Annotated in this window: 29 protein-coding genes and 1 pseudogene; 18 read left to right on the forward strand and 12 right to left on the reverse strand. The window is 70.4% G+C overall.

All coding sequences use genetic code 11. From position 1 onward, the window contains the following. The gene (locus tag O6P37_RS18920) at positions 1 to 780 is read right to left on the reverse strand and encodes an SGNH/GDSL hydrolase family protein (protein WP_269895521.1); all 780 of its coding nucleotides are present in this window, start codon (positions 778 to 780) and stop codon (positions 1 to 3) included. A gap of 101 nt (positions 781 to 881) precedes the next feature. Here O6P37_RS18920 and O6P37_RS18925 point away from each other — a divergent pair, with 101 nt between their 5' ends. Beyond that, the gene (locus O6P37_RS18925) at positions 882 to 1,439 is read left to right on the forward strand and encodes a type 1 glutamine amidotransferase domain-containing protein (protein WP_269895522.1); all 558 of its coding nucleotides are present in this window, start codon (positions 882 to 884) and stop codon (positions 1,437 to 1,439) included. A gap of 4 nt (positions 1,440 to 1,443) precedes the next feature. Here the strand turns inward: O6P37_RS18925 and O6P37_RS18930 are convergent, their stop codons facing one another. Then, the gene (locus O6P37_RS18930; protein WP_269895523.1) at positions 1,444 to 2,247 is read right to left on the reverse strand and encodes a hypothetical protein; all 804 of its coding nucleotides are present in this window, start codon (positions 2,245 to 2,247) and stop codon (positions 1,444 to 1,446) included. Between the two features lie 51 nt (positions 2,248 to 2,298). Here O6P37_RS18930 and O6P37_RS18935 point away from each other — a divergent pair, with 51 nt between their 5' ends. The 5 genes from O6P37_RS18935 to O6P37_RS18955 all read left to right on the forward strand — a co-directional run bounded on the left by O6P37_RS18935 (position 2,299) and on the right by O6P37_RS18955 (position 6,159). Continuing rightward, positions 2,299 to 3,624 carry an NAD(P)/FAD-dependent oxidoreductase gene (locus tag O6P37_RS18935; protein ID WP_264014503.1) on the forward strand — a complete coding sequence of 442 codons (1,326 nt, stop codon included), beginning with the start codon at positions 2,299 to 2,301 and terminating at the stop codon, positions 3,622 to 3,624. Positions 3,625 to 3,656: 32 nt separating this feature from the next. Beyond that, positions 3,657 to 3,848, forward strand: coding sequence for a hypothetical protein (locus tag O6P37_RS18940; RefSeq protein ID WP_264014502.1), 192 nt, complete (start codon positions 3,657 to 3,659; stop codon positions 3,846 to 3,848). A gap of 90 nt (positions 3,849 to 3,938) precedes the next feature. Further along, positions 3,939 to 4,418: an NAD(P)-binding protein gene (locus O6P37_RS18945; RefSeq protein ID WP_269895524.1), complete on the forward strand. Its 480-nt coding sequence runs from the start codon at positions 3,939 to 3,941 to the stop codon at positions 4,416 to 4,418. Next, on the forward strand, positions 4,381 to 5,655 hold the full coding sequence (locus O6P37_RS18950; RefSeq protein WP_269895525.1) for a hydroxysqualene dehydroxylase: 1,275 nt from the start codon (positions 4,381 to 4,383) through the stop codon (positions 5,653 to 5,655). Before O6P37_RS18945 ends, O6P37_RS18950 begins: the two co-directional genes overlap by 38 nt. 15 nt (positions 5,656 to 5,670) lie before the next feature. Beyond that, a complete protein-coding gene (locus tag O6P37_RS18955; protein WP_269895526.1) occupies positions 5,671 to 6,159 on the forward strand; it encodes an NUDIX domain-containing protein in 489 nt (162 codons plus the stop codon). Between the two features lie 55 nt (positions 6,160 to 6,214). Here O6P37_RS18955 and O6P37_RS18960 read toward each other — a convergent pair. The 3 genes and pseudogenes from O6P37_RS18960 to O6P37_RS18970 form a co-directional block, all read right to left on the reverse strand. Then, positions 6,215 to 6,607 (reverse strand): annotated as a pseudogene (locus O6P37_RS18960) (nuclear transport factor 2 family protein); the annotation flags it as partial. Next, a complete protein-coding gene (locus O6P37_RS18965) occupies positions 6,604 to 7,479 on the reverse strand; it encodes an LLM class F420-dependent oxidoreductase (RefSeq protein ID WP_269895527.1) in 876 nt (291 codons plus the stop codon). The gene O6P37_RS18965 and the pseudogene O6P37_RS18960, both read right to left, overlap by 4 nt. After that, positions 7,476 to 8,900: a serine/threonine-protein kinase gene (locus O6P37_RS18970; protein WP_269895528.1), complete on the reverse strand. Its 1,425-nt coding sequence runs from the start codon at positions 8,898 to 8,900 to the stop codon at positions 7,476 to 7,478. The genes O6P37_RS18965 and O6P37_RS18970 overlap by 4 nt, the downstream gene beginning before the upstream one ends. 84 nt (positions 8,901 to 8,984) lie before the next feature. Between O6P37_RS18970 and O6P37_RS18975 the strand changes: the two genes are divergently transcribed. After that, positions 8,985 to 9,329 carry a DUF7882 family protein gene (locus O6P37_RS18975; protein WP_269895529.1) on the forward strand — a complete coding sequence of 115 codons (345 nt, stop codon included), beginning with the start codon at positions 8,985 to 8,987 and terminating at the stop codon, positions 9,327 to 9,329. Positions 9,330 to 9,334: 5 nt separating this feature from the next. Here the strand turns inward: O6P37_RS18975 and O6P37_RS18980 are convergent, their stop codons facing one another. Beyond that, complete coding sequence (locus O6P37_RS18980) at positions 9,335 to 10,312, reverse strand: PDR/VanB family oxidoreductase (protein WP_408633210.1); 978 nt, start codon at positions 10,310 to 10,312, stop codon at positions 9,335 to 9,337. A gap of 122 nt (positions 10,313 to 10,434) precedes the next feature. Then, positions 10,435 to 11,334, reverse strand: a complete 900-nt coding sequence (locus O6P37_RS18985) for a metal-dependent hydrolase (RefSeq protein WP_269895531.1) — start codon at positions 11,332 to 11,334, stop codon at positions 10,435 to 10,437. 99 nt (positions 11,335 to 11,433) lie between these two features. Here O6P37_RS18985 and O6P37_RS18990 point away from each other — a divergent pair, with 99 nt between their 5' ends. Both O6P37_RS18990 and O6P37_RS18995 read left to right on the forward strand, forming a co-directional pair. After that, on the forward strand, positions 11,434 to 12,279 hold the full coding sequence (locus tag O6P37_RS18990; protein ID WP_269895532.1) for a lysophospholipid acyltransferase family protein: 846 nt from the start codon (positions 11,434 to 11,436) through the stop codon (positions 12,277 to 12,279). Then, positions 12,279 to 12,713 (forward strand): SRPBCC family protein, encoded by a 435-nt coding sequence (locus O6P37_RS18995; RefSeq protein ID WP_269895533.1) that lies wholly within the window; start codon positions 12,279 to 12,281, stop codon positions 12,711 to 12,713. Before O6P37_RS18990 ends, O6P37_RS18995 begins: the two co-directional genes overlap by 1 nt. 21 nt (positions 12,714 to 12,734) lie before the next feature. Here O6P37_RS18995 and O6P37_RS19000 read toward each other — a convergent pair whose 3' ends face one another. Both O6P37_RS19000 and malQ read right to left on the reverse strand, forming a co-directional pair. Beyond that, positions 12,735 to 13,154: a hypothetical protein gene (locus tag O6P37_RS19000; RefSeq protein ID WP_269895534.1), complete on the reverse strand. Its 420-nt coding sequence runs from the start codon at positions 13,152 to 13,154 to the stop codon at positions 12,735 to 12,737. A gap of 79 nt (positions 13,155 to 13,233) precedes the next feature. Continuing rightward, entirely contained in the window at positions 13,234 to 15,387 is a 2,154-nt protein-coding gene (malQ, locus tag O6P37_RS19005; protein WP_269895535.1) for a 4-alpha-glucanotransferase, read from the reverse strand. A gap of 178 nt (positions 15,388 to 15,565) precedes the next feature. Here malQ and O6P37_RS19010 point away from each other — a divergent pair, with 178 nt between their 5' ends. Genes O6P37_RS19010 through O6P37_RS19020 form a run of 3 tightly spaced genes read left to right on the forward strand, consistent with a single transcriptional unit; the run spans position 15,566 to position 18,303 of the window. Then, positions 15,566 to 16,174: a TetR/AcrR family transcriptional regulator gene (locus O6P37_RS19010; RefSeq protein ID WP_269895536.1), complete on the forward strand. Its 609-nt coding sequence runs from the start codon at positions 15,566 to 15,568 to the stop codon at positions 16,172 to 16,174. After that, a complete protein-coding gene (locus O6P37_RS19015) occupies positions 16,171 to 17,082 on the forward strand; it encodes an SDR family NAD(P)-dependent oxidoreductase (RefSeq protein WP_269895537.1) in 912 nt (303 codons plus the stop codon). Before O6P37_RS19010 ends, O6P37_RS19015 begins: the two co-directional genes overlap by 4 nt. 21 nt (positions 17,083 to 17,103) lie before the next feature. Beyond that, a complete protein-coding gene (locus O6P37_RS19020) occupies positions 17,104 to 18,303 on the forward strand; it encodes an MFS transporter (RefSeq protein WP_269895538.1) in 1,200 nt (399 codons plus the stop codon). On the opposite strand, the gene O6P37_RS19025 is transcribed toward O6P37_RS19020, so the two are convergent. Both O6P37_RS19025 and O6P37_RS19030 read right to left on the reverse strand, forming a co-directional pair. Further along, positions 18,272 to 18,595, reverse strand: coding sequence for a DMT family transporter (locus tag O6P37_RS19025; RefSeq protein WP_269895666.1), 324 nt, complete (start codon positions 18,593 to 18,595; stop codon positions 18,272 to 18,274). The two genes, O6P37_RS19020 and O6P37_RS19025, sit on opposite strands and share 32 nt — an antisense overlap. Then, a complete protein-coding gene (locus O6P37_RS19030) occupies positions 18,595 to 18,936 on the reverse strand; it encodes a DMT family transporter (protein WP_269895539.1) in 342 nt (113 codons plus the stop codon). Before O6P37_RS19030 ends, O6P37_RS19025 begins: the two co-directional genes overlap by 1 nt. Before the next feature lie 150 nt (positions 18,937 to 19,086). Here O6P37_RS19030 and O6P37_RS19035 point away from each other — a divergent pair, with 150 nt between their 5' ends. The 4 genes from O6P37_RS19035 to O6P37_RS19050 all read left to right on the forward strand — a co-directional run bounded on the left by O6P37_RS19035 (position 19,087) and on the right by O6P37_RS19050 (position 23,915). Next, complete coding sequence (locus O6P37_RS19035) at positions 19,087 to 20,646, forward strand: carboxylesterase/lipase family protein (RefSeq protein ID WP_269895540.1); 1,560 nt, start codon at positions 19,087 to 19,089, stop codon at positions 20,644 to 20,646. A 26-nt stretch (positions 20,647 to 20,672) separates the two neighbouring features. Then, on the forward strand, positions 20,673 to 21,611 hold the full coding sequence (locus tag O6P37_RS19040; RefSeq protein ID WP_269895541.1) for a sterol desaturase family protein: 939 nt from the start codon (positions 20,673 to 20,675) through the stop codon (positions 21,609 to 21,611). Between the two features lie 29 nt (positions 21,612 to 21,640). Then, positions 21,641 to 23,047, forward strand: coding sequence for an NAD(P)/FAD-dependent oxidoreductase (locus O6P37_RS19045; protein ID WP_269895542.1), 1,407 nt, complete (start codon positions 21,641 to 21,643; stop codon positions 23,045 to 23,047). A 208-nt stretch (positions 23,048 to 23,255) separates the two neighbouring features. Next, the gene (locus O6P37_RS19050; protein WP_269895667.1) at positions 23,256 to 23,915 is read left to right on the forward strand and encodes an Rv1815 family serine proteinase; all 660 of its coding nucleotides are present in this window, start codon (positions 23,256 to 23,258) and stop codon (positions 23,913 to 23,915) included. Here O6P37_RS19050 and O6P37_RS19055 read toward each other — a convergent pair. After that, the gene (locus tag O6P37_RS19055) at positions 23,912 to 24,352 is read right to left on the reverse strand and encodes a nitroreductase/quinone reductase family protein (RefSeq protein WP_269895543.1); all 441 of its coding nucleotides are present in this window, start codon (positions 24,350 to 24,352) and stop codon (positions 23,912 to 23,914) included. The two genes, O6P37_RS19050 and O6P37_RS19055, sit on opposite strands and share 4 nt — an antisense overlap. A gap of 110 nt (positions 24,353 to 24,462) precedes the next feature. On the opposite strand from O6P37_RS19055, the gene O6P37_RS19060 reads away from it, so the two are divergent. Next, the gene (locus O6P37_RS19060; protein WP_269895544.1) at positions 24,463 to 25,149 is read left to right on the forward strand and encodes a TetR/AcrR family transcriptional regulator; all 687 of its coding nucleotides are present in this window, start codon (positions 24,463 to 24,465) and stop codon (positions 25,147 to 25,149) included. A gap of 45 nt (positions 25,150 to 25,194) precedes the next feature. Continuing rightward, positions 25,195 to 25,689, forward strand: coding sequence for a VOC family protein (locus O6P37_RS19065; protein ID WP_269895545.1), 495 nt, complete (start codon positions 25,195 to 25,197; stop codon positions 25,687 to 25,689). Positions 25,690 to 25,696: the final 7 nt, after the last annotated feature.

Raw genomic sequence — 25,696 nt, forward strand, 5'->3', positions numbered from 1 at the left:
TCACGCCGGCGCCGGCCGCACCCGCCGCAGTTCCGGCCGCCTTGGACCGCGGTCGTCGCCCACCGCGTGCCCCCGCAGGTGCCACCACAGATACGGCATCAGCATGTTGCGGGTCCATAGGGCCTGTGAGGTCAACCTGGTGCGCCATGACGGCCAGGCCACGTCGGCGCCGCTGTGCGCCCAGTCGTGGCTGCTGCCCGGCAGGGCGAGCGCCTCGGCCGCGGCGGCCGCGAACAACGCGTGTCCCTTCGGCGAACCGTGCACCCGATCGATGCTCCAGGTGTCCGGTTCCCGCATCGACGGCGCGCCGAACAGGTCGACCAGGCGGAAGCCGTGTCGCGAGCTCGCGTCGCGGATGACGGAATTGATCCGGCGCACGCGTGCGGCCAGCACCCGGCCGATCGGCAGGATCTGTGCGATGTCGGGAAAGGTCGTGGTGACGACCGTGGCGCCCGACCGGGCCAGCGAAACGTACACCTCGTCGAGGTCGCCGAGCGCGCGGTCGAACGAATTGCCGGGCCTGGTCACGTCATTCATGCCGATGCAGAGGGTGACGAGGTCGGGCGCCATCGCGAGCGCCCGCGGCAGTTGATCGTGCTTGACGTCGGCGATGCGACGGCCCCGCACCGCCAGGTTGGCGTATTCGAGCCCCGGTCGCTGCGCGTCGAGGATGGCCGCCAGCCGGTCCGCGAAGCCCGCCAGACCGCTCGAGTCATCGCCGTCCCACAGTCCTTCGGTCTGGCTGTCGCCGAGTGCGACGTAGCGGGTGTATCCGGACACGAACCGAGACTCTAGCGACGGCGCGGCTCCGGCGGGTTGAGGCGCCGGAGGCCCGGGTAGCCGAGACATCGGAAGAGCCACGACCGCAGAGGAGGAGCACCATGCCGAACGAACTCGAGGGCAGGAAGATCGCGATCCTGGCCGCCGACGGGGTCGAGATGGTCGAGTTCGAACGCCCCCGCGACACCATCCACGACGCGGGCGGGCAGACCGAACTGCTCTCGTTGCAGGCCGGCGACATCGACGCCCGCAACCACGATCTGGAGCCGGCGGGCACCCTCACCGCGCAGCGGGCGGTCGCCGATGCGAATGTCGACGACTACGACGGGCTGGTACTGCCCGGCGGCACCGTCAATCCCGACAAGCTGCGCAAGGACGAGGCCGCCGTGAACTTCGTTCGCGACTTCGTCAATTCGGGGAAACCCGTCGCCGCGATCTGCCACGGACCGTGGACCCTGGTCGAGGCGGGCGTCGTCGCGGGCCGCACGCTCACGTCCTACGCGAGCATCCGCACCGACCTGCGCAACGCCGGCGCGACCGTCGTCGACCAGCAGGTCTGCATCGACGGCAACCTGATCACCAGTCGCTCACCCGACGACCTGCCCGCGTTCTGCCAGGCCATCGTCGACCGGTTCGCCAACACGCCCGCCCACACGTGAGCCGCTACCGCAGCTTGACGATGCGCGTCAGGTTGAGCGGTCGTCCGACCGCGCTGAGCTGGCCGATCAGGTACTCCAGACGGGTGCGTGGCATGGCCATCCGCCATTCGGGCACGACGCCCGACAGCCGCACCACACCCGGGGCGAAGCTGACACCGGTGAGTTCCAGACCGTGTGGCAGTTCCGGCAGCCGCACCCGGTATCCCGGCGTGCGTCCGGGCAGCGCCCACCGCTTGCGCCGCAGGGTGACGCCGCGCGGTCGCAGCCACAGCGTCGAGCCGTCGAGCTGGGCGTCGACCTCCACGCAGCCCAGGCCGGGCCTGCGGACGAGCTGCAGCCGGGCCACGCCGTCGGTGCCGACGGCGCCCGACAGTCTCGGCGCCGCCCAGCGGAGCAGCTCGTCGAGCGCCGCCTCGGGCACATCGAGGGTGAGTTCCACCGGCGCGGCCACCAGCACCGGCGGCGCCGACGGCCGCAGCGCCACGTTGTGGAACACCGCGGCGGCGGCATCGAATCTGCTTCCCGCCCAGCTGATGTCGCGGGCGGCCAGTCGCACCTCGCCGAGCTGGCCGACCGACAGCGCCCGCATGTCGAGGCGGGAATCGAACTCGGTCACGGTCAGCGTAAGGTCGCCCGCGTCCAGCCTGACCGCCATCCGCCTGCCGACGATCATCCGTCGCAGCGTCATGAACAGCGTCCGGTACGCAGCCGACGCGCCACCGGCGACCGGTGCCACCGCCGCGGACGACCAGAGCCAGCCCAGCCGATCCAGCGTTCGCGCGCGCTGCTCCGACCGCGGACCCGTCACCGCTCCAGCATGGCACCGCCCCGCGCGGGGCCGCACCGTAAAATGGTCGCGATGACGTCCGTCGTGATCGTGGGCAGCGGATTCACCGGATTCGAATGCGCCCGCCAACTCGCCAAGATCCTGCGCAAACACGACGAGTCGAACGGCGGTTCGTCGGTCGACATCACGATCATCTCGCCGGTCGACTACATGCTGTACACCCCGCTGCTGCCCGACGTGGCCGGTGGACTGGTCGACGCCCGCTTCGTCACGATTCCGCTCGCCAACGCCCTGCGCGGGGTGAAGGCGGTGCGCGGCCGCGTGGACAGCGTCGACTTCGACGGCCGCACGGTCACCTTCACCGATCCCGAGCAGCGTTCGCGCAGCATGTCCTACGACCGCCTGGTGCTCACCCCCGGTTCGGTCACCCGGCTGTTCGACGTGCCCGGCCTCGCCGAGCACGCCCGCGGGCTCAAGTCCACCGCGGAGGCGCTGTATCTGCGCGACCACGTGCTCGAACAACTCGAGCTGGCCAACAACGACGACGATCCGGCGAAGGCCGCCGCCCGACGCACTGTCGTCGTGGTCGGCGCCTCGTACTCGGGCACCGAGCTCGCAGTTCAGCTGCGGGCGCTCGCCGACGCCGCCGCCGACTCGATGGGTTTCGATCCCCAGGCGGTGCGCTTCGTGCTGCTCGACCTCGCCGAGCAGGTGATGCCCGAGGTGGGGGAGAAGCTCGGCGCCGCCGCGATGCGGGTGCTGCGGGGCCGCGGCATCGACGTGCGGCTGGGTATCTCACTCAAGGAGGTGCACGCCGACCACGTTGTGCTGACCGATGATTCACGCATCGACACGCACACCGTCGCCTGGGTCACCGGTGTGACCGGGGCGCCGCTGATCGAGAACCTCGGCCTGCCGACCGAGAAGGGCAGGCTCAAGGTGCAGACCGATCTGCAGGTGCCCGGCCATCCCGACGTGTTCGCCGCAGGCGACGCCGCGGCGGTTCCCGACCTCACGCAGCCCGGCAAGATCACCCCGCCCACCGCGCAGCACGCCACCCGGCAGGGCAAGGTGCTGGCCCGCAACGTCGCGGCCAGCCTCGGCGTCGGCACCCCGAAGCAGTACAAGCACCGCAACATGGGCCTCGTCGTCGACCTCGGCCCGCGCTACGCGGTGGCCAACCCGCTCAACGTCCGGCTGTCCGGCTTCCCCGCCAAGGTCGTCACCCGCGCCTACCACCTGTACGCGATCCCGCGGCTGGTGAACCGGTGGGCGGTGTCGCTGGCCTACCTCACCGACGTGTTCTTCGCCCGGTCGGTGGTGTCGATCGGGTTGTCATCGGCCGACGACGCGCAGTTCTCGGCCAGCGAGGGCATCCCGATGCCGAAGGTGGACTGATTCAAAACCCGCCGAGGGGGAACAGAACCAGCATGGCTACCTACCGTGTGCTGAATCCGAAGGGCGATGTCGTCGAGACCAAGGACATCGAGAGCGCCGACGACGCGCACGCCTGGTTCGTCGACCAGGTCGAGGGCAACGAGCTGGGCTGGCGGATGGAGGTCCAGGTCGACGACGGGCGGTGGGACTTCATCGACGACAGCGAGGGCGACCGCTCCTACTGACCCATCGATGAGGTGATCCGGCAACGGGTTTCGCGGCCCGCCGGGCGTGGTCGCAGGGTGCGGCGGCCGACAGCACCGTAGGGTCGGGCAATGGCCACTGTGGCGATTCTGGGGGGCGGGGTCGGTGGACTGAGCGCCGCGCACGAGCTGATCGAACGCGATTACGAGGTCGACGTCTACGAGCGCAACGCCGAACTCGGCGGCAAGGCGCGCTCGATACCGGTGGCGGGCTCAGGGGTCGGTGGCCGGGCGGACCTTCCCGCCGAACACGGCTTCCGGTTCTTTCCCGGCTTCTACCGCCACCTCACCGACACGATGAGCCGGATTCCCACCGATTCCGGGTTCGCCGTCGAGCACCTCACGCCGGCGACGCAGATCCTGCTGGCCCAGTCCGGCCGCCGCAACGAGTTGATCGCGCCCACCGACCTGCCGACGACGCCCGACGAGCTCACGGCCCTGATGCGTTTCCTGTGGGATTTCGCGGGTCCAACTGCGCATTCCGCCGACCGACCTGACTTTCTTCCTGCGCCGCATGCTCACCTTCCTGCTGTCGTGCGACGAGCGCCGTGAGCAGCAGTGGGAGCACATGAGCTGGTGGGCCTTCACCGACGCCGACGCGCGGTCGGAGAAGTACCGCAGGTTCCTCGTCGACGGCCTGACCCGCTCGCTCGTCGCCGCGCAGGCCAGACACATGTCGGCGCGCACCGGTGGGATGATCCTGTGGCAGATCCTGTTCGACATGGTCGACCGCAGCCGACCGGTGGACCGCGTGCTCGACGGGCCGACGAGCGAGGTGTGGATCGAACCGTGGGTCCGCCACCTGGAGCAGCGGGGGGTGCGATTCCACCGGCGGCACGAGGTCACCGGGATCCGGTGCTCGGACGGTCGGGTCTCCACCGTCGTGCTCACCGCGGCGGACGGCGACGGGTCGACGGGCGGAGTCGTCGAGATCACCGCCGACCACTTCGTCTCGGCGATGCCGGTGGAGCGCCTCGACGTCCTGATCACCCCTGAACTCAAGGCCGCCGAGCCAAGACTGGCCGGGCTCAAACGACTGATCACCCGGTGGATGAACGGGGTGATCTTCTTCCTCGACCGTGACGTGCCTCTGGCCCACGGCCATGCGCTGTTCGTCGACTCCGAATGGGCGCTGACCGCGATCTCGCAGAAGCAGTTCTGGCCCGACGTCGACCTGTCTGCCCGCGGCGACGGCACCGTGCGCGGCATCCTGTCCGTCGACGTGTCGGATTGGTACACGCCCGGCAGGCGCACCGGCAAACCGGCGATCCAGTGCACCGAACGCGAGATCCGAGAAGAGGTGTGGGGGCAGATCCTCGACCACATCGACGACGGATCGCTCGACCGCGCCAACATCGTCGACTGGTTCCTCGACCCCGCGATCGGCTTCCCCGATCCGGCGGTGGTGACCAACGCCGAACCGCTGCTGATCAACACCGCCGGATCACTGCCGGACCGACCACCGGCCGCCACCGCGATCCCCAACCTGTTCCTGGCCGCCGACTTCGTACGTACCAACACCGATCTGGCGACCATGGAGGCCGCCAACGAGGCCGCCCGCGCCGCGGTGAACGGCATCCTCGACGCCGACGGCTCCGGCGCGGCGCGCTGCACGATCCACCCCCTTCACGAACCGGAGTCGCTGCGTCCCCTTCGCGACCTCGACGCCGTGCGGTGGCGGGTGGAGCGGTCGTTGGGAGCCGTGTTCGGTGCCGGGCGGAACGCCACCGTGGACCTGGCGCGGATGCTGCCGGACGCCGTACTCGGTGCGGCACGGTTGTTCCGCTGAGGGGAGAATGGCGCGGTGCCGAAACTCAGTGCGGGCCTGCTTCTCTACCGGGTGACCGGTGACGTCGTCGAGGTGCTGCTCGGTCATCCCGGAGGCCCGTTCTGGGCGCGCAGAGACGACGGCGCCTGGTCGGTGCCCAAGGGGGAGTACGCCGACGGCGAGGACCCGTGGACGGTCGCGCGGCGGGAGTTCGGCGAGGAGCTCGGCAAGGAGCCGCCCGCGGGCGCGCCGACGCGCTTCGACCCGGTCAGACAACCCGGCGGCAAGGTGGTCACCGTCTTCGCGGTCCGGGGCGACCTCGATCTCGGCGGCTGCGTGAGCAACACGTTCACCATCGAGTGGCCGAAAGGGTCGGGAACGCTCAGGGAGTTCCCGGAGATCGACCGGGTGGCCTGGTTCCCCGTGGCGGCGGCCCGGGAGAAGCTGCTGAAGGGCCAGCGGCCCCTGCTGGACCGTCTGATGCGCCAGCCCGATCTGGCCGGCTGCGCGGAGGGTGCGGCCTGACCACCCGGGCCGGGCGGATCTCGATCGCGTTGATGGTCAGTGCGCGGCCGTGGATCCGCCACCCCGATGCTGTGCGCTGGTACTCGTCGTCGTAGCGCAGATGCCACACCACGTCGGTGACGCGGCCGTCCTCGACGGTCCAGTGGTGCGCGATGCAGGTGATCCGTCCGAGGGCGTAATCATGATGCGGCCCTTCGGCATACACCTCGCCGAGGATCGCGTGCTCGGTGCGCTGCACGCCGGCGACGGCGGAAAGCGCCGTCCGCACCCCGTCCTGCCCGTGATGGCGGCGCACCGGTTCCAGCGCCCGCGGCGGGTCGGGCAGCCACAGCTCCGCGGTGTCGGTGAACAGGGCGACCACGTCATCGAACCGGCGGTCGTCGACCGCCGCGGCGTACAGGTGCACGAGGTCGGTGATGGCGAGCCGGTCGGGCACGTCGAGCGTCACGGCCGCAGCCCCAGTCTGCGGGCACAGTCGGAGAGCAGCTCGCGTGCGTCGGCGATGTCCCGGACGGGCGGCATCGCCAGCACGAGCCGGTCCGCGCCGAGTGCCGCGAGCTTCTCCGCACGGGCCGCGTCCACCCGGGTGACCAGATGCCCCAGCGACACCTCAAGCACGGCCGGGTCGCGGCCCGCGGCCTGTGCACTCTCGCGCATTTCGGTGAGCAAGCCGGTCAGCTCCGCGCCGGCCACGCCGAGGGGCTGGAAGCCGTCCCCGAATCGGCCTGCCCGCCGGGCCGCGGCGCGGCTGTGACCGCCGATGTGCACGGGGATGTGCGACAACGGTTTCGGATAGCTCATCGCGTTGGCGAAGGTGAAGAACTCGCCGGTGAAGTCCGCGCCCTGCGGCCGGTGCTCCCACAGCGTGCGCAGCACCTGGAGTTGTTCGTCGGCGCGCCGGCCACGGGCGTGGAACGGCGCGCCGCAGGCCTCCACCTCCTCCTTCAGCCACCCGGTGCCGACCGCCAGCCGAAGCCGCCCGCCCGAGAGGACGTCCACGGTCGCCGCGCGTTTGGCCAGCACGACGGGGTGGTGGTTGGGCAGCACCAGCACACCGGTGGCCAGCACCAGGCGTTCGGTCTGTCCCGCAAGGAACGCCAGCAGGTCCAGTGGGTCGGGCACCGGGCAGTCCGCGGCGAGTTCGACGCGGCCCGAGTCGTCATAGGGGTAGACGCTGTCGTACTCGGTCATCAGCACGGTGTGCTCGACGACGACGACGGACTCGAACCCGCAGTCCTCGACGTGGCGGGCGAAATCCGCCATCCACTTCGGATCGGCGGTGACCCCGGCGGCTACCGGTGCGACGACGGCGAATTTCACAGCGGCGGTAGGCCGTTGCTCTCGCGGATGGACCGGCGGCATTCGCGGCGGGTCATGTCGGTCTGCTGCATGCAGACCCGCACTGGCGGCTCCTCCTCCGCGGGTAGCGGCTCGTCGGTCGGCGCCGTGGTGACGGTGGGGCTCGGGATGTCGCCCTGGGTCAGCGACCAGATGGTCGAGTCGGTGCCCTGCAGCGTTTCGCAGTAGGCGGTGGAACCGTCGGCGGTGGTGGAGGTGCTGCCGGCCGGCGAGCAGTCGGCGCCGACCACCGCTGCCGCGGGTGCGGCCGCCGTGGTCGGTGGCGGCGACCCGGTCACCGTGTCCGTGGGGCTGGGCGGCGGCGGGGCGGGCGGTGCCGCGGGCGACGCGCTCGAGGACCGGACAGCGCTCGACGACATGGGCGCCGCCACCGGATCCGACGGGCGATCGTCGGCCCTGCGGAATTCCAGTGCGGCCACGGCGATGGCGACGATCAGCAGCACGGCGAGCACCGCGGGCACCACGACGGCGGGGCGCAGCGCCGTCCTGCGGACCGGGGCGGGCGTGGCCGCCGTCGCGAGCCGGGTGTCGCCCGCGGCGCCGACACCCAACTGGTGGGCGAGCGCACGGGCGAAGTCGGCGCACCGCTCGTAGCGGTCGGCCGGTTTCTTGGCCAGTGCCTTCGCCAGGACCGGATCCAGTGCCGCGAGCTCGGGACGCTGGGTGGCCAGGGCCGGCGGTGTCGAGGTGAGGTGCTGGCTGATCACCACCGCCGGGTTGCTGTGCTGGAACGGCGGTGTGCCGGTCAGCAGATGAAAGGCGGTGGCGGCCAACGCATACTGGTCGGCGCGACCGTCGAGCCGCTCGCCCATCAGCTGCTCGGGCGCGGCGTAGGACACGGTGCCGACGGTCATGTTGGTGGCCGTCAGCCCGCTGATGTCGTCGGTCCACCTGGCGATGCCGAAGTCCGCGAGCAGGATCCGTTGCTCGCCGGACTCCGGATGCCCGAGCAGGATGTTGGCCGGTTTGACGTCGCGGTGCAGCAGGTTGCGCGCATGGGCGTAGTCGAGGGCGTCGGCCACGGCGGAGACGATGTCGAGCACCTCGCGCTGGGGCAGACCGTCGGGATGGCGGTCGCGCATCAACCGGCCGGCGTCGGTGCCCTCGACGTAATCCATCGAGATCCAGATCTGGCCGTCGTACTCGCCGCGGTCGTGCACGCCCACGATGTGGGGGTGCCACAGGGTGGCCGCGATGTCGGCCTCGCGGTGGAATCGCTGCCGGTACTCCTCGTCGGCGGACACCGTCGCGGGCAGCACCTTGAGCGCGTCCTGGCGCGGGAGTCGTGGGTGCTGGGCCAGATACACCTCACCCATGCCGCCCCAACCGAGCAAGCGGACGATGGTGTAACCCGCGAACGTCGCCCCATCGGCCAACGGCATGGGCGAATAGTACGGCAGCGACGTCCCGAGTCAGAGAAAGTAGACGGTGACAGTTCAGCGTCGACGACCGAAGGGACGACCTCTGTGGCAACGGTTCATTCTGGCGGGCAGCCGATACCCGGCACGTTCACCAACCACTTCGTGGCCCATCTGCAGGCCGCGGTGGCTGCCCGGTTCGCCACCGGCAAGGGTTTCTTCCTGACCACGACGGGCCAGGGTGAGGGCGGCGCGGAGGTCACCACCAGTCACTGGCTGCACCCGGGCACCCCGCTGGCCTTCAGCTACGACGTCTCCGGCGAGGACGGCGCCAAGGTGGCGCCGGTGGCGTTGGACCACAAGGAGATCGAGGCGCTCACCGCGGCGATGGACCAGCCGAACGGGGTACGCGGCAGCGACGGCGTGTGGTGGCCGTTCGCCGAGCACGTCTGAGGCCGCTACAGGTCGACGGTGAGCACGTGACCCTCGGGCGCCCGTGACACGCAGGTCAGCATCATGCCTGCGGCTCGCTCCGGGCCGGTGAGCAGCGTGTCGCGATGGTCGACCTCGCCGTCGAGCACACGCGTGCGGCAGGTGCCGCAGAAACCCTGGCGGCAGGAGTACGGCGCCTGCACGCCGGCCCGCCTCAACGCGGCGAGCAGGCTCTCGTCGGCGCCCACCCGGACGGTCACGCCGGAGGCCGCCGCGGCGGCGACGAACTCGGCGCCGTCGACCACCGGCGGCGCGGCGAACCGCTCGTAGTGCAGCTCGACGTCGCCGCGGCCTGCCAGCGCGGTGCGGATCACGTCGAGCATGGGGGCGGGACCGCAGGCGTAGACCGATGCCCCGGCAGGATCGTCGCCGAGCAGGTCGCGCGCTGTCGGCAGTCCGTCGACGTCGTCGGTGCGCACGGTGATGCGGTCGCCGAACCGGACCAGCTCGTCGAGGAACGGCAGGCTGTCGCGGCTGCGGCCGGTGTAGAGCATCGACCAGTCGACACCGAGGCGATGTGCCTGCTCGAGCATCGGCAGGATCGGGGTGATCCCGATGCCGCCGGCGACGAAGCGGAACCGGTGCGCCGGTGACCCGTAACCCGGCACGGTGAGCGGGAAGGCGTTGCGCGGGCCCAGCGTGCGAACGGTCGCGCCGATCCGCAGCGCCTCGTGCACCTCGATGGAGCCGCCGCCACCGCCGGGGATCCGCCGCACGGCGATCCGGTAGCGGTCGGGTGCCCCGGGGTCGCCGCACAGCGAGTACTGCCGGAGTAGACCGCTGGGGAGTCGGAGATCGATGTGAGCGCCCGGATGCCACCGCGGAAGCGGTGCGTCGTCACTTGCGGTCAATGTCACGGCGATGACGTCTTCGTCTTGGGCCACGACGCGGCGCCCGGAGACCCGCAGCCCGATCGCCCGGTCGACCTCGCGCGGCGGCGCCATGTTGCGGACCTTGCCCGTCATCCGCCACACCCCGGACACGACACCGTCGAGCATGCCGACGAACGGGTCGTGACGGGCTCGCCCGGAAACGCTCGGAGGAACGTCGCGGAACCGATCGAACATCACATGTGGGCCGCGCGGGCGGCGGAGGACCGGGCCAGATAGGCGACCGCCTGGGCTGTGGAACCCATCTGCTCCGGAGTGAACCCGGGTCGGAAATACGCCAGGGTATTGCTGCCGAAAAGTTTGCGGTACTTGGGCAGCAGACCCAGCTTGGAGTCGCGGGCGCGCAGCCGTTGCGTTTCCCACCAACCCATGTCCACCTGCGGATCGGCCTTCATCAGGAACGTGGCCCCGCGCTGGAAGAAGGTGTAGATGCCGATCATCGCCATCACCATGGCGCCGATGCGGTCGATGTAGCTGTCATGGAAGTAGATGGCGACGTCGTGGGCGACGTTGCGGTGCTCGACCTCTTCGCTGCCGTGCCAACGGAATACATCGGCCATGACCGGGTCGGCGCCGTGATGGTCCCATGTGCAGTTGAGTGCGAAGTCGCCCATCACTGCGGTGTAGTGCTCAATCGCCGCGATGAACCAGAGCCGGTCGCACAGGTGGTTCATCCGGCGCCTGGGGTCATCGGACTTCGACGGCGCGAGCACTCTGGTGAAGACGTACTCCACCTGATCGACCATCGGGGTCGGGTCGATACCGCGCTGCTCCATGAAGTCGTGCAGCAACCGCTCGTGCACCTCGGCGTGCGCGCCCTCCTGGCCGATGAAGCCGCGCATGTCCTCAGCCAGCCGCGGATCCTTCACGTACGGCAGCGCCTCGTTGTAGGTGGCGACGAACCACCGCTCGGCCGCGGGCAGGATCAGGTTCAGAAAGCTGATCACATTGGACGCGACGGGGTGGTCGGGGATCCAGTGCAGGGGGACATCGGTGACGTCGAAGTGCACTTTGCGGGCCTGGATCTGAACCGGGCCCGGATCGATCTCCCGTTCGAAGCGGCGCGGACGCAACATGGCTGACCTCCCGGGGCGCGGTGCCGATCAACCGCAGTCTACGACCGGTACGTGGGAACGCAGGTTTCGGCTAGTTGTGTGATGTCAATAACAGGGGGCATGGCAGGGATCGGCGACGCGCTCGAGTGGGCCAAGAAGCAGGTGTCGGCGCGGGTGCCCACCGCCGACCTCGATCAGCGCGATGCGGACTACATCCGGGAGCAATTGCCGGGGCTGTGGCTGCTGGCCTCGCTGTACTTCCGCGCAGACGTCAAGGGTCTGGACCGCATTCCCGCCGACGGCCCAGTGCTGCTGGTCGGCAATCACAGCGGCGGAAATCTGCCGCCCGACACCTTCGTGTTCACGCTGGCGTTCTGCTCGTACTTCGGGGTCGAGCGGCCGTTCTACCAGCTCGCACACAACCTGGTGGTGTCGATGCCCGGCCTGGGATCGCTGCGCAAGTTCGGCACCGTCGCGGCCAATCACGACAACGCGGTGATGGCGCTCGAATCCGGTGCCGCCCTACTGGTGTACCCGGGCGGCGACTACGAGGTGTTCCGGCCGTCCTGGAAACGTCACGACGTCGACTTCGGCGGCCGCAAGGGGTACGTGAAGCTCGCCCGCGAGGCCGGGGTGCCGATCGTTCCCGTGGCCAGCGTCGGCGGACAGGAGGCCGCACTGTTCCTCGATCGCGGTCAGTGGCTGGCCCGGCTGTTGCGGGTCGACAAGACGCTGCGGCTCAAGAGCGTGCCGATCGCCCTTGCCCCGCCGTGGGGACTGGTGGTCACCGACATGGTGCCGCGGCTGCCGCTGCCGACGAAGATCGCCATCGAGGTGCAGGACCCGATCGGCGCCGACGACATCGCGGCCAGCGACGACGACGTCATCAACGACAAGGTGCTGAGCAGCCTGCAGGCCGGCGTGGACCGACTGGCGGCGCGGCGACGGTTCCCGGTGATCGGCTGATGAGGCTACAACGGAGCATCGTCGTCGACGCCGATCGCGACGCGGTGTGGAAGCACGTGAGCGATCCGGACTGCTACCCGGAATTCATGGCCAACCTGGAGCGGTGGGAGACCGTGACCGAGGGCGACGCCGGCATCGGAGCGCGCTACACCGCGCACTGGAAGATCGGTTCGGTGCCGGTGGGTGGGGTGATCGAGGTGGTCGAGTTCGACGAACGGCGGGATCTGGCCTGGATCGGCATCACCGGGATCACCATGCGTGGCCGGTTCCGGCTGCGTGACTGCGGCGACGGCAAGACCAAGGTGAATTTCCGGCTGGCCTACGAGGCTCCCGGCGGCCTGCTCGGACTGATCGCCGACCGGGTCGCCGCGCGGCAGGTCGGCCGAACCATGAATCGGACGCTCGACAACCTGAAGGCGATGTCGGAGACCTAGGTGTAGCGAGCTGAGACGAGCTCAGCGCGCCGGGATGGGTCCGGCACCGGCGCCGGGCGCGCCCGCGATCGGCACCATCGGGGTCGGGGTCACCGTCGTGACGCCGTTGCTGCCGACCCTCGGTCCGCCCGCGGGGCCCATCGCCTTGAGCTGCTCCTCGGCTTTGGCCGAGCAGTCCAGCGTGAGCAACATCTTGCCCACGGAGTTGACCTTCTGGGAGTCCACGAGGCACTGCGCCTGCGGCAGCGCGCTGCCGACCGAACCGCTGAAGGTGGCCTTGATGCCCTGGCTCTTCAGGATCTGCTGCGCCTTCAGGTAGGGCTCGCCGACGACGTTGATCGAGCTGGCGTCGGCGGGCTGAGACCCGGCCGCTCCCGCGGTGATCAGGGCGGCCGCGCCGGTGGCGACGACTCCGGCGCCGAGCAGGACGAGCTTGTTCACGTGGCCTCCGTCGGATCGAGTGCGGTGCGAACATATCGCAGCTGTGACGATTGTGAAACCGGAGGAGAGTCCTGCGGCGTTACAGCGGCGGATTGACCTGCTGGGCCATCGCCTCTGCCAGCCGAGCGGCCCGGGAGTCGGTGAACACGTCTTCGAGCAGCACCGGGCGACCGTCCGGGCCGCTCAGCGGGATCTGCCAGTTCGGATACTCGTCCGACGTCCCGGGCTGATTCTGGGTGCGGACGTCGCCGACGGCGTCGACCAGTGACAGCGCCAGCAGCTTCGACGGGGTGCGCCCGAGATAGCGGTGCAGTGCGAGCACCGTCTCCTCTACGCCGGCGTCCTCGTCGAGGAGCCCGACGCGGCGCAGTTCGGCCCGCCACGCCGCCTGCTGGGCGCGGTCGTCGGCGAGTTCCTCCGCGGCGGGACGGGTCAGCAACCCGAGCTCCTCGCGCAGCCGGACGTGTTCGCCGGCCAGATAGCCGGCGGTCGGCGGCAGGTCGTGGGTGGTGACCGAGGACAGGCAGCACTCCCGCCACCGTTCGGCCGGCAGTGGTCCCGGCCGGTCCTCGCCGTTGCCGTTCCCGTCGCGGTCCAGCTCGAACCACAGGATCGACGTGCCGAACACGCCCCGTTCGCCCAGGTAGTCGCGGACCCACGGCTCGACGGTGCCGAGATCCTCACCTACCACGACGGCGCCGGCACGGTGCGCCTCGAGCGCGACGATGCCGATCATCGCCTCGTGGTCGTACCGGACATAGGTGCCCTCGGTCGGGGGCGCGCCGCGGGGGATCCACCACAGCCGGAACAGGCCGATGATGTGGTCGATGCGGACACCACCGGCATGCCGCAGCACCGCGTTGACCAGCGCCCGGAACGGCTCGTAGGCCCGCGCGACCAGTTCGTCGGGCCGCCATGGCGGCTGCGACCAGTCCTGGCCGAGCTGATTGAACTCATCCGGCGGCGCACCCGCGGTCACCCCGAGTGCGAGGACGTCCTGCAGCGCCCAGGCGTCGGCGCCGTTGGGGTCGACCCCGACGGCGAGGTCGGTCATGATGCCGAGGTCCATCCCGGCCTGCAGGGCGGTCGCCTGGGCGACCGTGAGCTGCTCGTCGAGCGCGAACTGCAACCAGCGGTGGAAGTCGACGGTGGCGGCGTGGTCGCGGGCGAACTGCGCGACCGCCGCGCTGTCGGGGCGCCGGAACTCCTCGGGCCATTGATGCCAGTCGTTGCCGTGCCGCTCGGCCAGAGCGCACCAGGTGGCGAACGCATCGAGGCTGGCGCCTTCGCGGGTGCAGTAGGCCTCGTAGGCCAGCTGGCGGCCGGCCGACCACGGCACCTCGTAGACCTTCGCGAGTGCGGCGCGCGTGGCCCGCCACACCGCGTCCCGGTCGATCAGGTCGGATCTGTCGGCCTTGTCCTGCACGCCGGCGCGGGCCCGGCGGATCCGGTTGCGGCCGCGGACGTAGGCGAACTCGGGGATTGCCTCCACCCGCAGGTACACCGGATTGACGTAGCGGCGCGAGGTGGGCAGGTACGGCGACGGTTCCATCGGAGGTGCGGGCGCCGCCGCGTGCAGGGGATTGACCAGGATGAAGCCGGCCTGGTGCCGGGCCGCCGACCAGACGGCGAGGTCGGTCAGGTCGGTGAGGTCGCCGATGCCCCAGGAGTTCCGCGACCGGACGCTGTAGAGCTGGGTGGCCAGCCCCCAGCTGCGCCGGGCGCCGAGCCGCGCGGGCAGTGCCAGCGTGGAGGGGGAGACCACCAGCGGTGTGTCGGCGTGCGTGGCGCCCGAGTGCATCAGCACCCGGTGATAGCCGAGCGGCAGGTCGTCGGGCACCTCGAAGCTCGCCTCACCGATCCTGCGGCCGTCGACGTCATAGGGGTCGCGGTTGTTCTCCAGCTGCCGCAGACCCGTGCGCTCGGTGCCGTCCTCCAACCGCAGCGACACCTCGACGGGCTCGCCGTGCGTGACGTGCACCCAGAACGACGAGACAGCGCCGGAGCGGGCGAGCACGATCGGCGGCAGCGGACGCTGCCAGTACTCCCGTTCGTGGCCCGCCAGGGCGGCGGCGCGGTCGTCCTCGGTGTCCGCGGCCACGCCGAGTGCGGCGAGTACGGCGGTCAGGGTGGATTCTGCGACCGTCACCTGTCGACCGGTCCAGTCCTCGAATCGGGTGGCGACGCCGTAGCGCCCGGCGAGTTCGACGAGCGACGCGGGCAGTTCGGTCATGGCAGCCAATCTTGCCCGTAGTCGGTCGGCATCGCGGATCGAAGACTCCCCTCAGGACCTGCTGAATCTGTCGGGCCGGGCATTCCCGTTCTGCACGAACCTAATCCGCCGTCCGGGACGGCGGGGTCCGCCTTCTGCTATGTTGTGACTGTAGCGATCCCTACAGAGGAGGTGTCCGATGACGCTGACGAAGAAGCAACAGCAGGGACAGACCTCGCGGGCGCACATCCTCGACGTCACCGAGCGCCTGATGGCCACCCGCGGCTACGCCGCGACGTCGATCAGCGACATCCAGCGGGCCTGCGGACTTCCGCCGAGTTCCATCTACTGGCACTTCGGGTCCAAGGAAGGGGTGCTGGCCGCCGTCATGGAACGCGGCGCCGAGCGCTTCTTCGCCGCGATCCCCGACGCAGGCGCGGCCACCCCGCCCGAACAGCTCGAGGCCACCGCCCGGCTGCTCGCCCAGCACCCGGATTTCCTGCGGCTGTTCTACCTGCTGTCGCTCGAACGCCACGACGACACGACGGTGGCCACGGTGGTTCGCCGGGTGCGCGACACCGCGATCGCGGGTTTCCGGTCGGCCATCGGTGCGATGTTGCCGCCGGACACCGCGCCTGAGGTGGCCGCGCGGGTCGCCGACGAGCTGACCACATTCGCGGTCGCCCAGTCCGACGGCGTGTTCCTCGCCGACCACCTCGAACCCGGCCACACCGACGTCCAACGCATGTACCGCCGCCTCTACCAGGCCATCACCGCGCTCATCCCCGTACTCCTGGAGGAACAGTGACCACCGACCGGACCGCCGTCATCACCGGCGCCAACAGCGGACTCGGTCTCGAGTGCGCGCGGGCGCTGCTCGACACCGACCCCTCATGGCACATCGTGCTGGCGGTGCGCGACGCACACCGCGGAGCCGAGGCGGTGAACCGGCTCGGCGGCGCTGCGCGGTGCACGGTGCTGCCCCTCGACCTCGCGTCGCTGACCTCGGCGCGGGACTTCCCGACGCGTCTCGCGGAGCGGGAGCTGCCGCCGTTGCGGGCGCTGGTGTGCAACGCGGGGCTGCAGGTCGTCTCGGGTCTGGAACGGACCCCCGCCGGGGTGGAACTGACGTTCGGCGTCAACCACCTGGGCCATTTCGCGTTGGTCGACGGGCTGCTCGACCAGCTCGCGCCGCCGGCCCGCATCGTGATCGTCAGCAGCGGAACCCACGATCCTGCCAAGTTCTCCGGCATGCCGAAACCGCAGTACACCTCGGCCGAGGAACTAGCCCACCCCGCCGACGGGGCGTCGAGCGCCGCGGACGGCCGGCGTCGCTACACCACGTCGAAGCTGTGCAACGTGCTGTACGCCTACGAACTCGACCGGCGCCTGGACCGGGGACGCCGCGGCGTCACGGTGAACGCCTTCGACCCCGGCCTGATGCCCGGCTCCGGTCTGGCGCGCGACTACTCGACCGCACAACGATTCCCGTGGCGCCACCTGTTTCCCGCCCTGCGCGTGCTCCCGGGGGTGCGCAGCACCCGAACCTCCGGCCGTCACCTGGCGGCGCTGGCCGCCGACCCGCGCTTCGACGACGTCACCGGGCGGTACTTCTCCGGGCGGCGGCCGATCCGCTCCTCGGCCGACAGCTACGACACCGACCGGTCCCGCGATCTCTGGGAGACCAGCGAACGCCTTCTCACCCTTGCCATTTAACGCCCGGTAGGGTTGGCGGCCATGGTGTCCGCAGAGCTCGGCGCGGCTGCGGTGCGCGACCGGCGGGCCCGGGTCGCGACGGCGGCCCTGTTCTTCACCAACGGCGCGCTGTTCGCCTCGCTGTTGCCGCGCTTCCCGGAGATCAAAGCCGATCTCGCGCTGTCCAACACCGTGTTCGGGCTGGCGGTGGCGGCGTTCTCCGGCGGCGCGTTCGTCGCCGGAATCGCGGCGGGCGCACTGATCCGGCGGTTCACCTCGGCCCGCGTCGGCGTGGCAGGCACCCTGGGCATCGCCGTGTTCGTGCTCCTCGCCGGTCTCGCGCCCTCGGGCGCGCTGTTCGCCGCTGCGCTGTTCGTCGCAGGCGCCTCCGACGCGGTGACCGACGTGGCCCAGAACGCACACGCGCTGCGGGTACAGCGCAATTACGGCCGTTCGATCATCAACTCGTTCCACGCGGTGTGGGCGTCCGGCGCCATCACCGGCGGACTCCTCGGCGCTGCGGCGATCGCCCTGGCCGTGCCTCGCACGGTTCAACTGAGCTGCTCGGCCGTGGTGTTCAGCGCCACCGTGCTGATCGCCTACCGCTTCATGCTGACCGGCTCCGACCACGACGACCACCCCGCCGCGGCCTGGACCGGCGGGCAGCGGGCAGGACTGCGTGTCTACGCCCTGATCGGCGCACTCGCGACGATCGCCATCGCCGGCGCCGCGGTCGAGGACGCGGGCAGCACGTGGGCGACGCTCTATCTGCGCGACAGCCTGGACGCGGCGGCGGCGGTCGCCCCGTTCGGCTACATCGCGCTGGTGGCGTGCATGTTCGTCGGCCGGCTGTTCGGCGACCGGCTGGTGGACCGGTTCGGCGAGGCGGCCGTCGCGCGGGCCGGCGGCGCCGTCGCCGCCGCAGGAATGGGCGCCTCGCTGGCATTCCCCAGCGTGCCGTCGGCCATCGCCGGCTTCGCCGCCGCGGGGCTGGGGATCGCCACCCTGATCCCGGCGGCCATGCACGCCGCCGACCGGCTGCCCGGCTTGCGCCCGGGCACCGGCCTTGCGCTGGTCACCTGGCTGCTGCGGATCGGGTTCCTGGCCTCGCCGCCGGTGGTGGGACTGGTCGCCGATGCGGCCGGGCTGCGGGTGGGTCTGCTCATCGTGCCGCTGGCCGGCGTAGTGACGGTGCTGCTCGCCGGCGCGCTCAGTGGGCGAGACCGACCGTCTCGATCATGAGGACGCCGCCGACGATCAGCGCGATGCCGAGCGCCATCGTCGCGGTCAGCGGCTCGCCGAACAGGAACCGCGCGATCACCGCGACGGCGGCGACCCCGCACGCCGTCCAGATCCCGTACGCGATGCCGACCGGCATGCCCAGCGACAGGGTGACCCACAGCAGCGTGAACGACACCGCGTAGCCCAGCACGACGGGCACGATCCACACCCGTCGGCGGAACCCGTCCGATGCGCGCAGCGACAGCGTCGCCACCACCTCGGTGGCGATCGCGACCGCCAGCGTCAGCCACATCACGACGGCGGCCCGTCCACGCGCGGATGTGAGCCGAACTCGATCAGCAGCACGCCGGCGATGATGAGACCGATGCCCGCGGCGATCGGCCACGTCAGCGGGTCGCCGAAGACCGCCGCCGCGAGCACCGCCGTCGCCGCAGTGCCGCAGGCGCCCCAGATGCCGTACGCGACGCCGACCGCCATCCCTGTCCGCAGCACCAGTGTGAGCAGCACGAATGCGCCGAGGTAGCCCACGGCCACCACCGCGAGCCAGACCGAATGATCCTGCGAGGCACGCAAAGCCAGCGTGGCGGCCACCTCGCTGACGATGGCCGCGGCCAGCAGCGGGAACGGGCGCACGCACCCAACCTAGTGGCCGCGGCCGACCCGCCTCGCCGGCGGAGCCCGCGGCGACGGGAGTCGTCGCCCTCTCGCCGTGCAACGGCCGGATCAGCGGGTATGCCGGCGTTGCTGAGTACCCTGGAGAAGTTGTCTGCCCAAAGGAGCCGCATGACCACCGACGAATACCGCAGCACGGCGGAAGCCGGACCGGTCGTCGAGACCGGCTACGGGCCGGTGCGCGGCGTCGACGACGGAACAGTGAAGGTGTGGAAGGGGGTCAGGTACGCCGCCGCCCCCTCCGGCGAGCTGCGCTGGCGGGCGCCGCGACCGCCGCAGCGCTGGTCAGAGGTCGCCGACGCCACCCGGGTGGGGCCGGTGTGTCCGCAGGCCACCGACGCCCGCATCCCCATCGACCTCGGTGCGCCGCAGGCCGAGGACAGCCTGCGCCTCAACGTGTGGGCCTCGTCCGACACCGCTGCGGGAGACGGCAAGCCGGTGATGGTGTGGGTGCACGGCGGCGCGTACGTTCTGGGATCGGCCAACCAGCCGCTCTATCACGGCCGGGCGCTTGCCGCCGACGGCGACGTGGTGGTCGTGACCATCAACTACCGGCTCGGCGCCTTCGGCTTCCTCGACCTGTCCTCGTTCGGCGACAGCCGCTTCGAGTCGAATTGCGGTCTGCGCGACGTGGTGTTCGCCCTGCACTGGGTGCGGGACAACATCGCCGCGTTCGGCGGGGACCCCGACCGGGTCACCCTGTTCGGCGAGTCGGCCGGTGGCGGGATCGTGACCACCCTGATGACCAGTCCAGCCGCCGAGGGGCTGTTCGCCCGCGCGATCGCCCAGAGTTCGCCGGTGACCTCCGTCTACGACGCAGGCCGCGGCCGCCGGGTCGCCGAGCGGTTCCTCGGCCATCTCGGCCTGCAGGCCGGCGAGATCGGCCGGCTGCTCGACCTTCCCCTCGATGCCGTACTGGCGGCGTCGAAACGGCTGTTCGACGAGGTGCCGGTGCGCACCCCGGGCACCCTGGCCTTCGCGCCGATCGTCGACGGGGACCTGGTGCCCGAGCATCCGATCGACGTGGCGCGCGACGGGCGGACGCACCCGGTGCCGCTGATCATCGGTACCAACCGGGACGAGGCGGCCCTGTTCCGCTGGATGCGTTCGCCGCTGATGCCGATCACCCCGCAGGCCATCAAGGCGATGTTCGCCGAGATCGAATCCGAGCAGCCCGGTCTGCAGATTCCGTCGGACGCCCAGATCGGCAGTGCGTACCCGCGCGCCCGCGGCAAGGCGCGCGGCCTCGGTGTCGCGCGGGACATCGGGTTCCGGATGCCGTCGCTGTGGTTCGCCGACGGCCACAGCGCGGTGGCGCCGGTGTTCGTGTACCGGTTCGACTGGTCCACCCCGATGCTGCGGCTGCTGCGCCTTGGCGCCGCGCACGCCACCGAACTGCCCTACGTCTGGGGCAATCTGGTCGCCGGCTCGAAGGATCCGACGTTCAAACTCGGTGGGCTCAAGACCGGGCGCGAGGTGTCGCGGCGCATGCGGCGGCGCTGGCTGGATTTCGCGGTCGACGGCGACCCGTCGACGGGTGACCCGGCGTGGCGGCCCTACCGGCGGGGTGACCACAGCACCCTGGTCATCGACAAGGAAGACCGGCTGGTCACCGACCTGGACGAGCACCTCCGTAGCGCATGGGGTGACCAGGTGCTGAACTTCCGGTGACCTAAACTGGGCCGGGAGGTGTGACGATGAATCCCAGCTGGGACGCGGTGCGGTCGGCGCTCGACGTGCTGCCGCCGCAGATGCGCGATCCGGTGCTGTTCGCCATCCCGTTCTTCCTGTTGCTGCTGATCGTCGAATGGACGGCTGCCCGCAAGCTCGAGGATGCGCGGGACGGGCGCGCGCCCGCCGGGGCGTTCCACTCCCGGGACGCGTGGGCGAGCATTTCGATGGGGCTGGTGTCGATCGCCACCACCGGCGCGTGGAAGTTCGTTGCACTGCTGGGATATGTGGCGCTGTACACCTACGTCGCACCCTGGCACCTGCCGTCCACCCAGTGGTACACCTGGGTCATCGCGATCGTCGGTGTCGACGTGCTGTTCTACGCCTACCACCGGATCGCACATCGGGTGCGGTTGATCTGGGCCACCCACCAGGCCCACCATTCCAGCGAGTACTTCAACTTCGCGACCGCACTGCGGCAGAAATGGAACAACAGCGGCGAGATCCTCATCTGGATCCCGTTGCCGCTGTTGGGTGTTCCGCCGTGGATGGTGTTCGCGAGTTTCTCGCTCAACCTCATCTACCAGTTCTGGGTGCACACGGAGCGCATCGGGAAGCTCTGGCGGCCCTTCGAATTCGTGTTCAACACCCCGTCACACCACCGGGTGCACCACGGCATGGACGCCGAGTACCTCGACAAGAACTACGGTGGCATCTTCATCCTGTGGGACCGGATGTTCGGCACGTTCCAGTCCGAGCTGTTCCGCCCGCACTACGGCCTCACGAAACCGGTCGACACCTTCAACATCTGGAAGCTGCAGACCCGCGAGTATGTGGCAATCGCCGCCGACGTCCGGACCGCGACTCGGTGGCGCGACCGGCTCGGGTACGTCTTCGGGCCGCCCGGATGGCAGCCCGCCGACCGGCGCGTGCCGGTCGGCCCATCCGCGGAAGTACCCATCTGATCCGGCGCGGCGGCCGTAGCCTCCGCAGGATGCGGACAGTGTTCGACGGCCACGTCGATGCGGCGCTGATCGATCGCGCGCTGGCGCCGAGTACCTTCTCGCCGATGTGGCTCGACGTCCCCCGGCCGCGTCATCCCCGGCTGACGTCGACGCTCGACTGCGACCTGCTGGTCGTCGGCGCCGGCTACACCGGGCTGTGGGCGGCGCTGCACGCCGCGGAACGCCGGCCTGGACAGCGGGTGGTGGTGGTCGAGTCCGACCGGGTGGGCTGGGCGGCGTCGGGACGCAACGGCGGATTCGTCGACGCCAGCCTCACTCACGGTGTGCAGAACGGGAAGTCGCGCTGGCCGCATGAGTACGAGCATCTCGAGCGGCTCGGGATGGAGAACCTCGACGGGATGCAGGCCGACGTCGAGCGGCTCGGTCTCGACGTCGAGTGGGAGCGGACCGGGATGCTGCAGGTGTCCACCGAGCCGCATCAGGACGCCTGGCTGGCCCGCGCGTCGGCCGAGGGCGCGGGCCGTCTGCTGTGCCGGCAGGAGGTCACCGCGGAGGTGGACTCGCCGACCTTCCGGGCCGGCCTGTTCAGCGCGGACGACTGCGCCATCGTCCATCCGGCGAAGTTGGCGTTCGAACTGGCCCGCGCCTGCACGGCCGCCGGTGTCGAGATCTTCGAGGACTCCCGGGCCACGGCGATCGATTCGAGCGGCCCGCGCCTCCGTGTGGACGCCGGCGCAGGGACGGTCACCGCCACCCGCGCGGTGCTGGCAACCAATGTGTTCCCGAGCCTATTGCGGCGCAACCGGTTTCACACTGTTCCGGTCTACGACTACGTGCTGGCCACCGAACCGCTGACCGACGAGCAGCTGGACCGGATCGGCTGGCGCAACCGGCAGGCCATCGGCGACTCCGCCAACCAGTTCCACTACTACCGGCTGACCGCCGATCACCGCATCGTGTGGGGCGGCTACGACGCGGTGTACCACTTCGGGCGCCGGGTCGATCCGGCGTACGAGGACCGGCCGGGCAGCTACCGGCGCCTCGCGGCGCATTTCTTCATCACGTTCCCGCAACTCGACGACGTCCGGTTCAGCCACCGCTGGGCCGGGGCCATCGACACCAACACCCGGTTCTGTGCGCACTGGGGGCTGGCACGCCGCGGCCGTGTCGCCTACGTCAACGGGTTCACCGGACTCGGCGTCGGCGCGGCCCGGTTCGCCGCCGACACCTGCCTTGACCTGCTCGACGGCCGCCGCACCGAGCGCACCGAACTCGAGATGGTCCGGCGCCGCCCCGTGCCGTTCCCGCCAGAGCCGTTGGCGGCCATGGGGATCAACGCCACCCGCTGGTCACTGGACCGGGCCGACCATGCGGCGGGCCGGCGCAACATGTTGCTGCGCGGGCTCGACAGGGTGGGCCTGGGATTCGACTCCTGACGCCGAACCGGCCACGGCGACGGTCAAGATCGTTAGGCTCAGCCCGTCCATGGTGGAAGGGAACTCTGACCGCACGCCGGGCGCCCTCGGGGGAGGTTGCTCGCTCTCACGACGTACCGGCCACCGTGCCGGTTACGCTTGACCGCCAGCACACCCTGACCGATCGGAGGCCTCCGTGCGCCGACGCTGGTTTCGCGTGGTTGCCGCGATGGCCGTCGGCCTCGCCGGCGCCGCAACGGCTGTCCCGTCCGCCCAGGCCCAGCCCGGTGTCCTGGTCTATCCCGGCATGGAGATCCACCAGGACGCCAACGTGTGCACCCTGGGTTTCGTCGATCCCCAACTCAGGGTGGCGTTCACCGCGGGGCACTGCCGTGGCAGTGGGCCGGTGTTCGACCGCGGCGGCAACTTCATCGGCACCCAGGCCCTGTACCGGGACAACACCCCCGACGGCGCGACCATCGACACGAATCACCAGATCTCCGACTGGGAGGCGATCGGCCTGGCCGTCAACGTCCCGGTCAACAACATCCTGCCCGGCGGCCGCCAACTGGTGACCGACCCGGCCGTCGTGCCGCAGCCCGGTATGCCGATCTGCCACTTCGGGGTGATCACCGGTGAGAGCTGCGGCACCGTCGAGGCGGTCTACAACGGTTGGTTCACCATGGGCAACGGAGTGGTCAGCCAGAAGGGCGACTCCGGGGGACCGGTGTACTCGGTGACGCCGGACGGCCGGGCGGTGATCATCGGGATGTTCAACAGCACCTGGGGGCGGTTCCCGGCAGCGGTGTCATGGCAGGTGGCCAGCCAGCAGGCCCGCGAGGACGTGCTCACCGTCACCGGTGGCACCGCACCGCCGCCGCCTCCCTAACCGACGAGTTCGAACACCGGGATCGACGGCGCCGCCGCCCGCAGCTGTTCGATCGTGGAATCCGGTGTCAGACCCGCGGTGTGGCCCTTGACCTCCCAGAACCACCGGTCGAGGTAGCGCTCGAGCAGGTTCGGCTTGTCACCGTCCGCCACCTCGACGACGCGGACGCGGCGACGGCGCCAGCGCGGGCCGGTCTCCACCTCACCGGCGGCGCGGGCGTTGCGGGCCCACTGCGTGTTGCCCCGTGGTGACACGACGTAGTCGCGGCCCTCGACGGTGAGCAGGTTGATCACCACGGTGCGCAGTTCCCCGGACTTGCGGCCGCGGACGCGCAGCGCCCGGGTGCCTGCGATGCTGACGCCGGCCTCGGCCAGCCAGCGGAACACGTGGTTGACGATTCTGGCGGCGCGGTCCGGTGGGTCATAGCGTGCGGTCATTGCGCGGACTCCTTCGACTCGATGACAAGAGCATCGCTCTCGTTTTCACAGTGCCACCGGATCAGTGATAAAGCAAGAGCGGTGTTCTCGCTTTGTGTCACACTGGCCCCGTGGGCAAACGGCAGGAGTCACGCGACCGCATCGAGGCGCAGATCGTCACGCTCGGGCGCAAGCACCTGGAGACCGAGGGCCCGGCCGGCCTGTCATTGCGCGCCATCGCCCGCGACCTGGGGATGGTGTCGTCCGCCGTGTACCGCTACGTCGCGAGCCGCGACGAGTTGCTCACGCTGCTGCTGGTCGATGCGTACTCCGAACTCGCCGATGCCGTCGACCGGGCACGCGCCGTCCCGGTCGCGTCCTCCCGCGACCGCCTGCTCGGCATGGGCGGCGCGGCCCGGCAGTGGGCGGTCGACCAGCCGGCGCGGTGGGCGCTGCTCTACGGCAGTCCGGTGCCCGGTTACCACGCCCCGGCCGAACGCACCGTCCTGCCCGGCACCCGGGTGGTGCAGGCGCTGTTCGACACCGTCGCCGAGGGCGTCGCCGCGGGGGAGATCCGCGTGCCGGAAGGTGTTGCCGGGCAACCACTGTCGTCGGACTTCGACGGACTCCGCGCAGAGTTCGGATTCGACGGCGGCGACACGCTGGTGGTCCGGTGCATCGCGCTGTGGGCGGGACTGGTCGGGGCGATCAACCTCGAGGTGTTCGGTCAGTACGGTTCCGACACGTTCACCCGGCCGGCCCTGTTGTTCGACGCGCTGTTCGGGCTGCTGGTCGACGAGATGACCGGACGAAACTAGAACACGTTCTAGCCACGGGGGGCGACCGGCGATATTCTCGACCCGATGCCCAATCAGACACCTGTCCAGCTCGCGTGGGTCACCGACGACCTCGCCGCGACCGAGCGCAGCCTGTCGGCGCTGCTCGGCGCGCGGAACTGGGTGCGGATGCCCGGCGTGCACTTCGGTCCCGACACCTGCACGCACCGCGGGCAGCCGGCGGACTACACCGCGGACATCTCCCTGAGCTACGCGGGGGACCTGCAGCTCGAGCTGATCGCCCCCGGCTCCGGTGACAGCGTGTACTCCGAGTTCCTCGACCGGTCCGGACCCGGCCTGCACCACGTCTGCGTCGAGGTCACCGACGAGGCCGCGTTCGACGCCGCGGTGGCGGCCGCCGCCGACGGCGGCGCGACCGTCGCCGCGCAGGGCGTCATGCCCGGCGGAATGCGCTTCGCCTACGTCTCCGACGAGCGGTCCGGGGTGCCCTACATCGAGATCGCACACATCCCGGACGAGATCCGCCAATTCTTCGACTACGTCCGACAACAACAGCAGTGAAACAGGA

The organism is Mycobacterium hippophais (assembly GCF_027529605.1).
In the GTDB taxonomy this organism is placed as follows: domain Bacteria; phylum Actinomycetota; class Actinomycetes; order Mycobacteriales; family Mycobacteriaceae; genus Mycobacterium; species Mycobacterium arseniciresistens.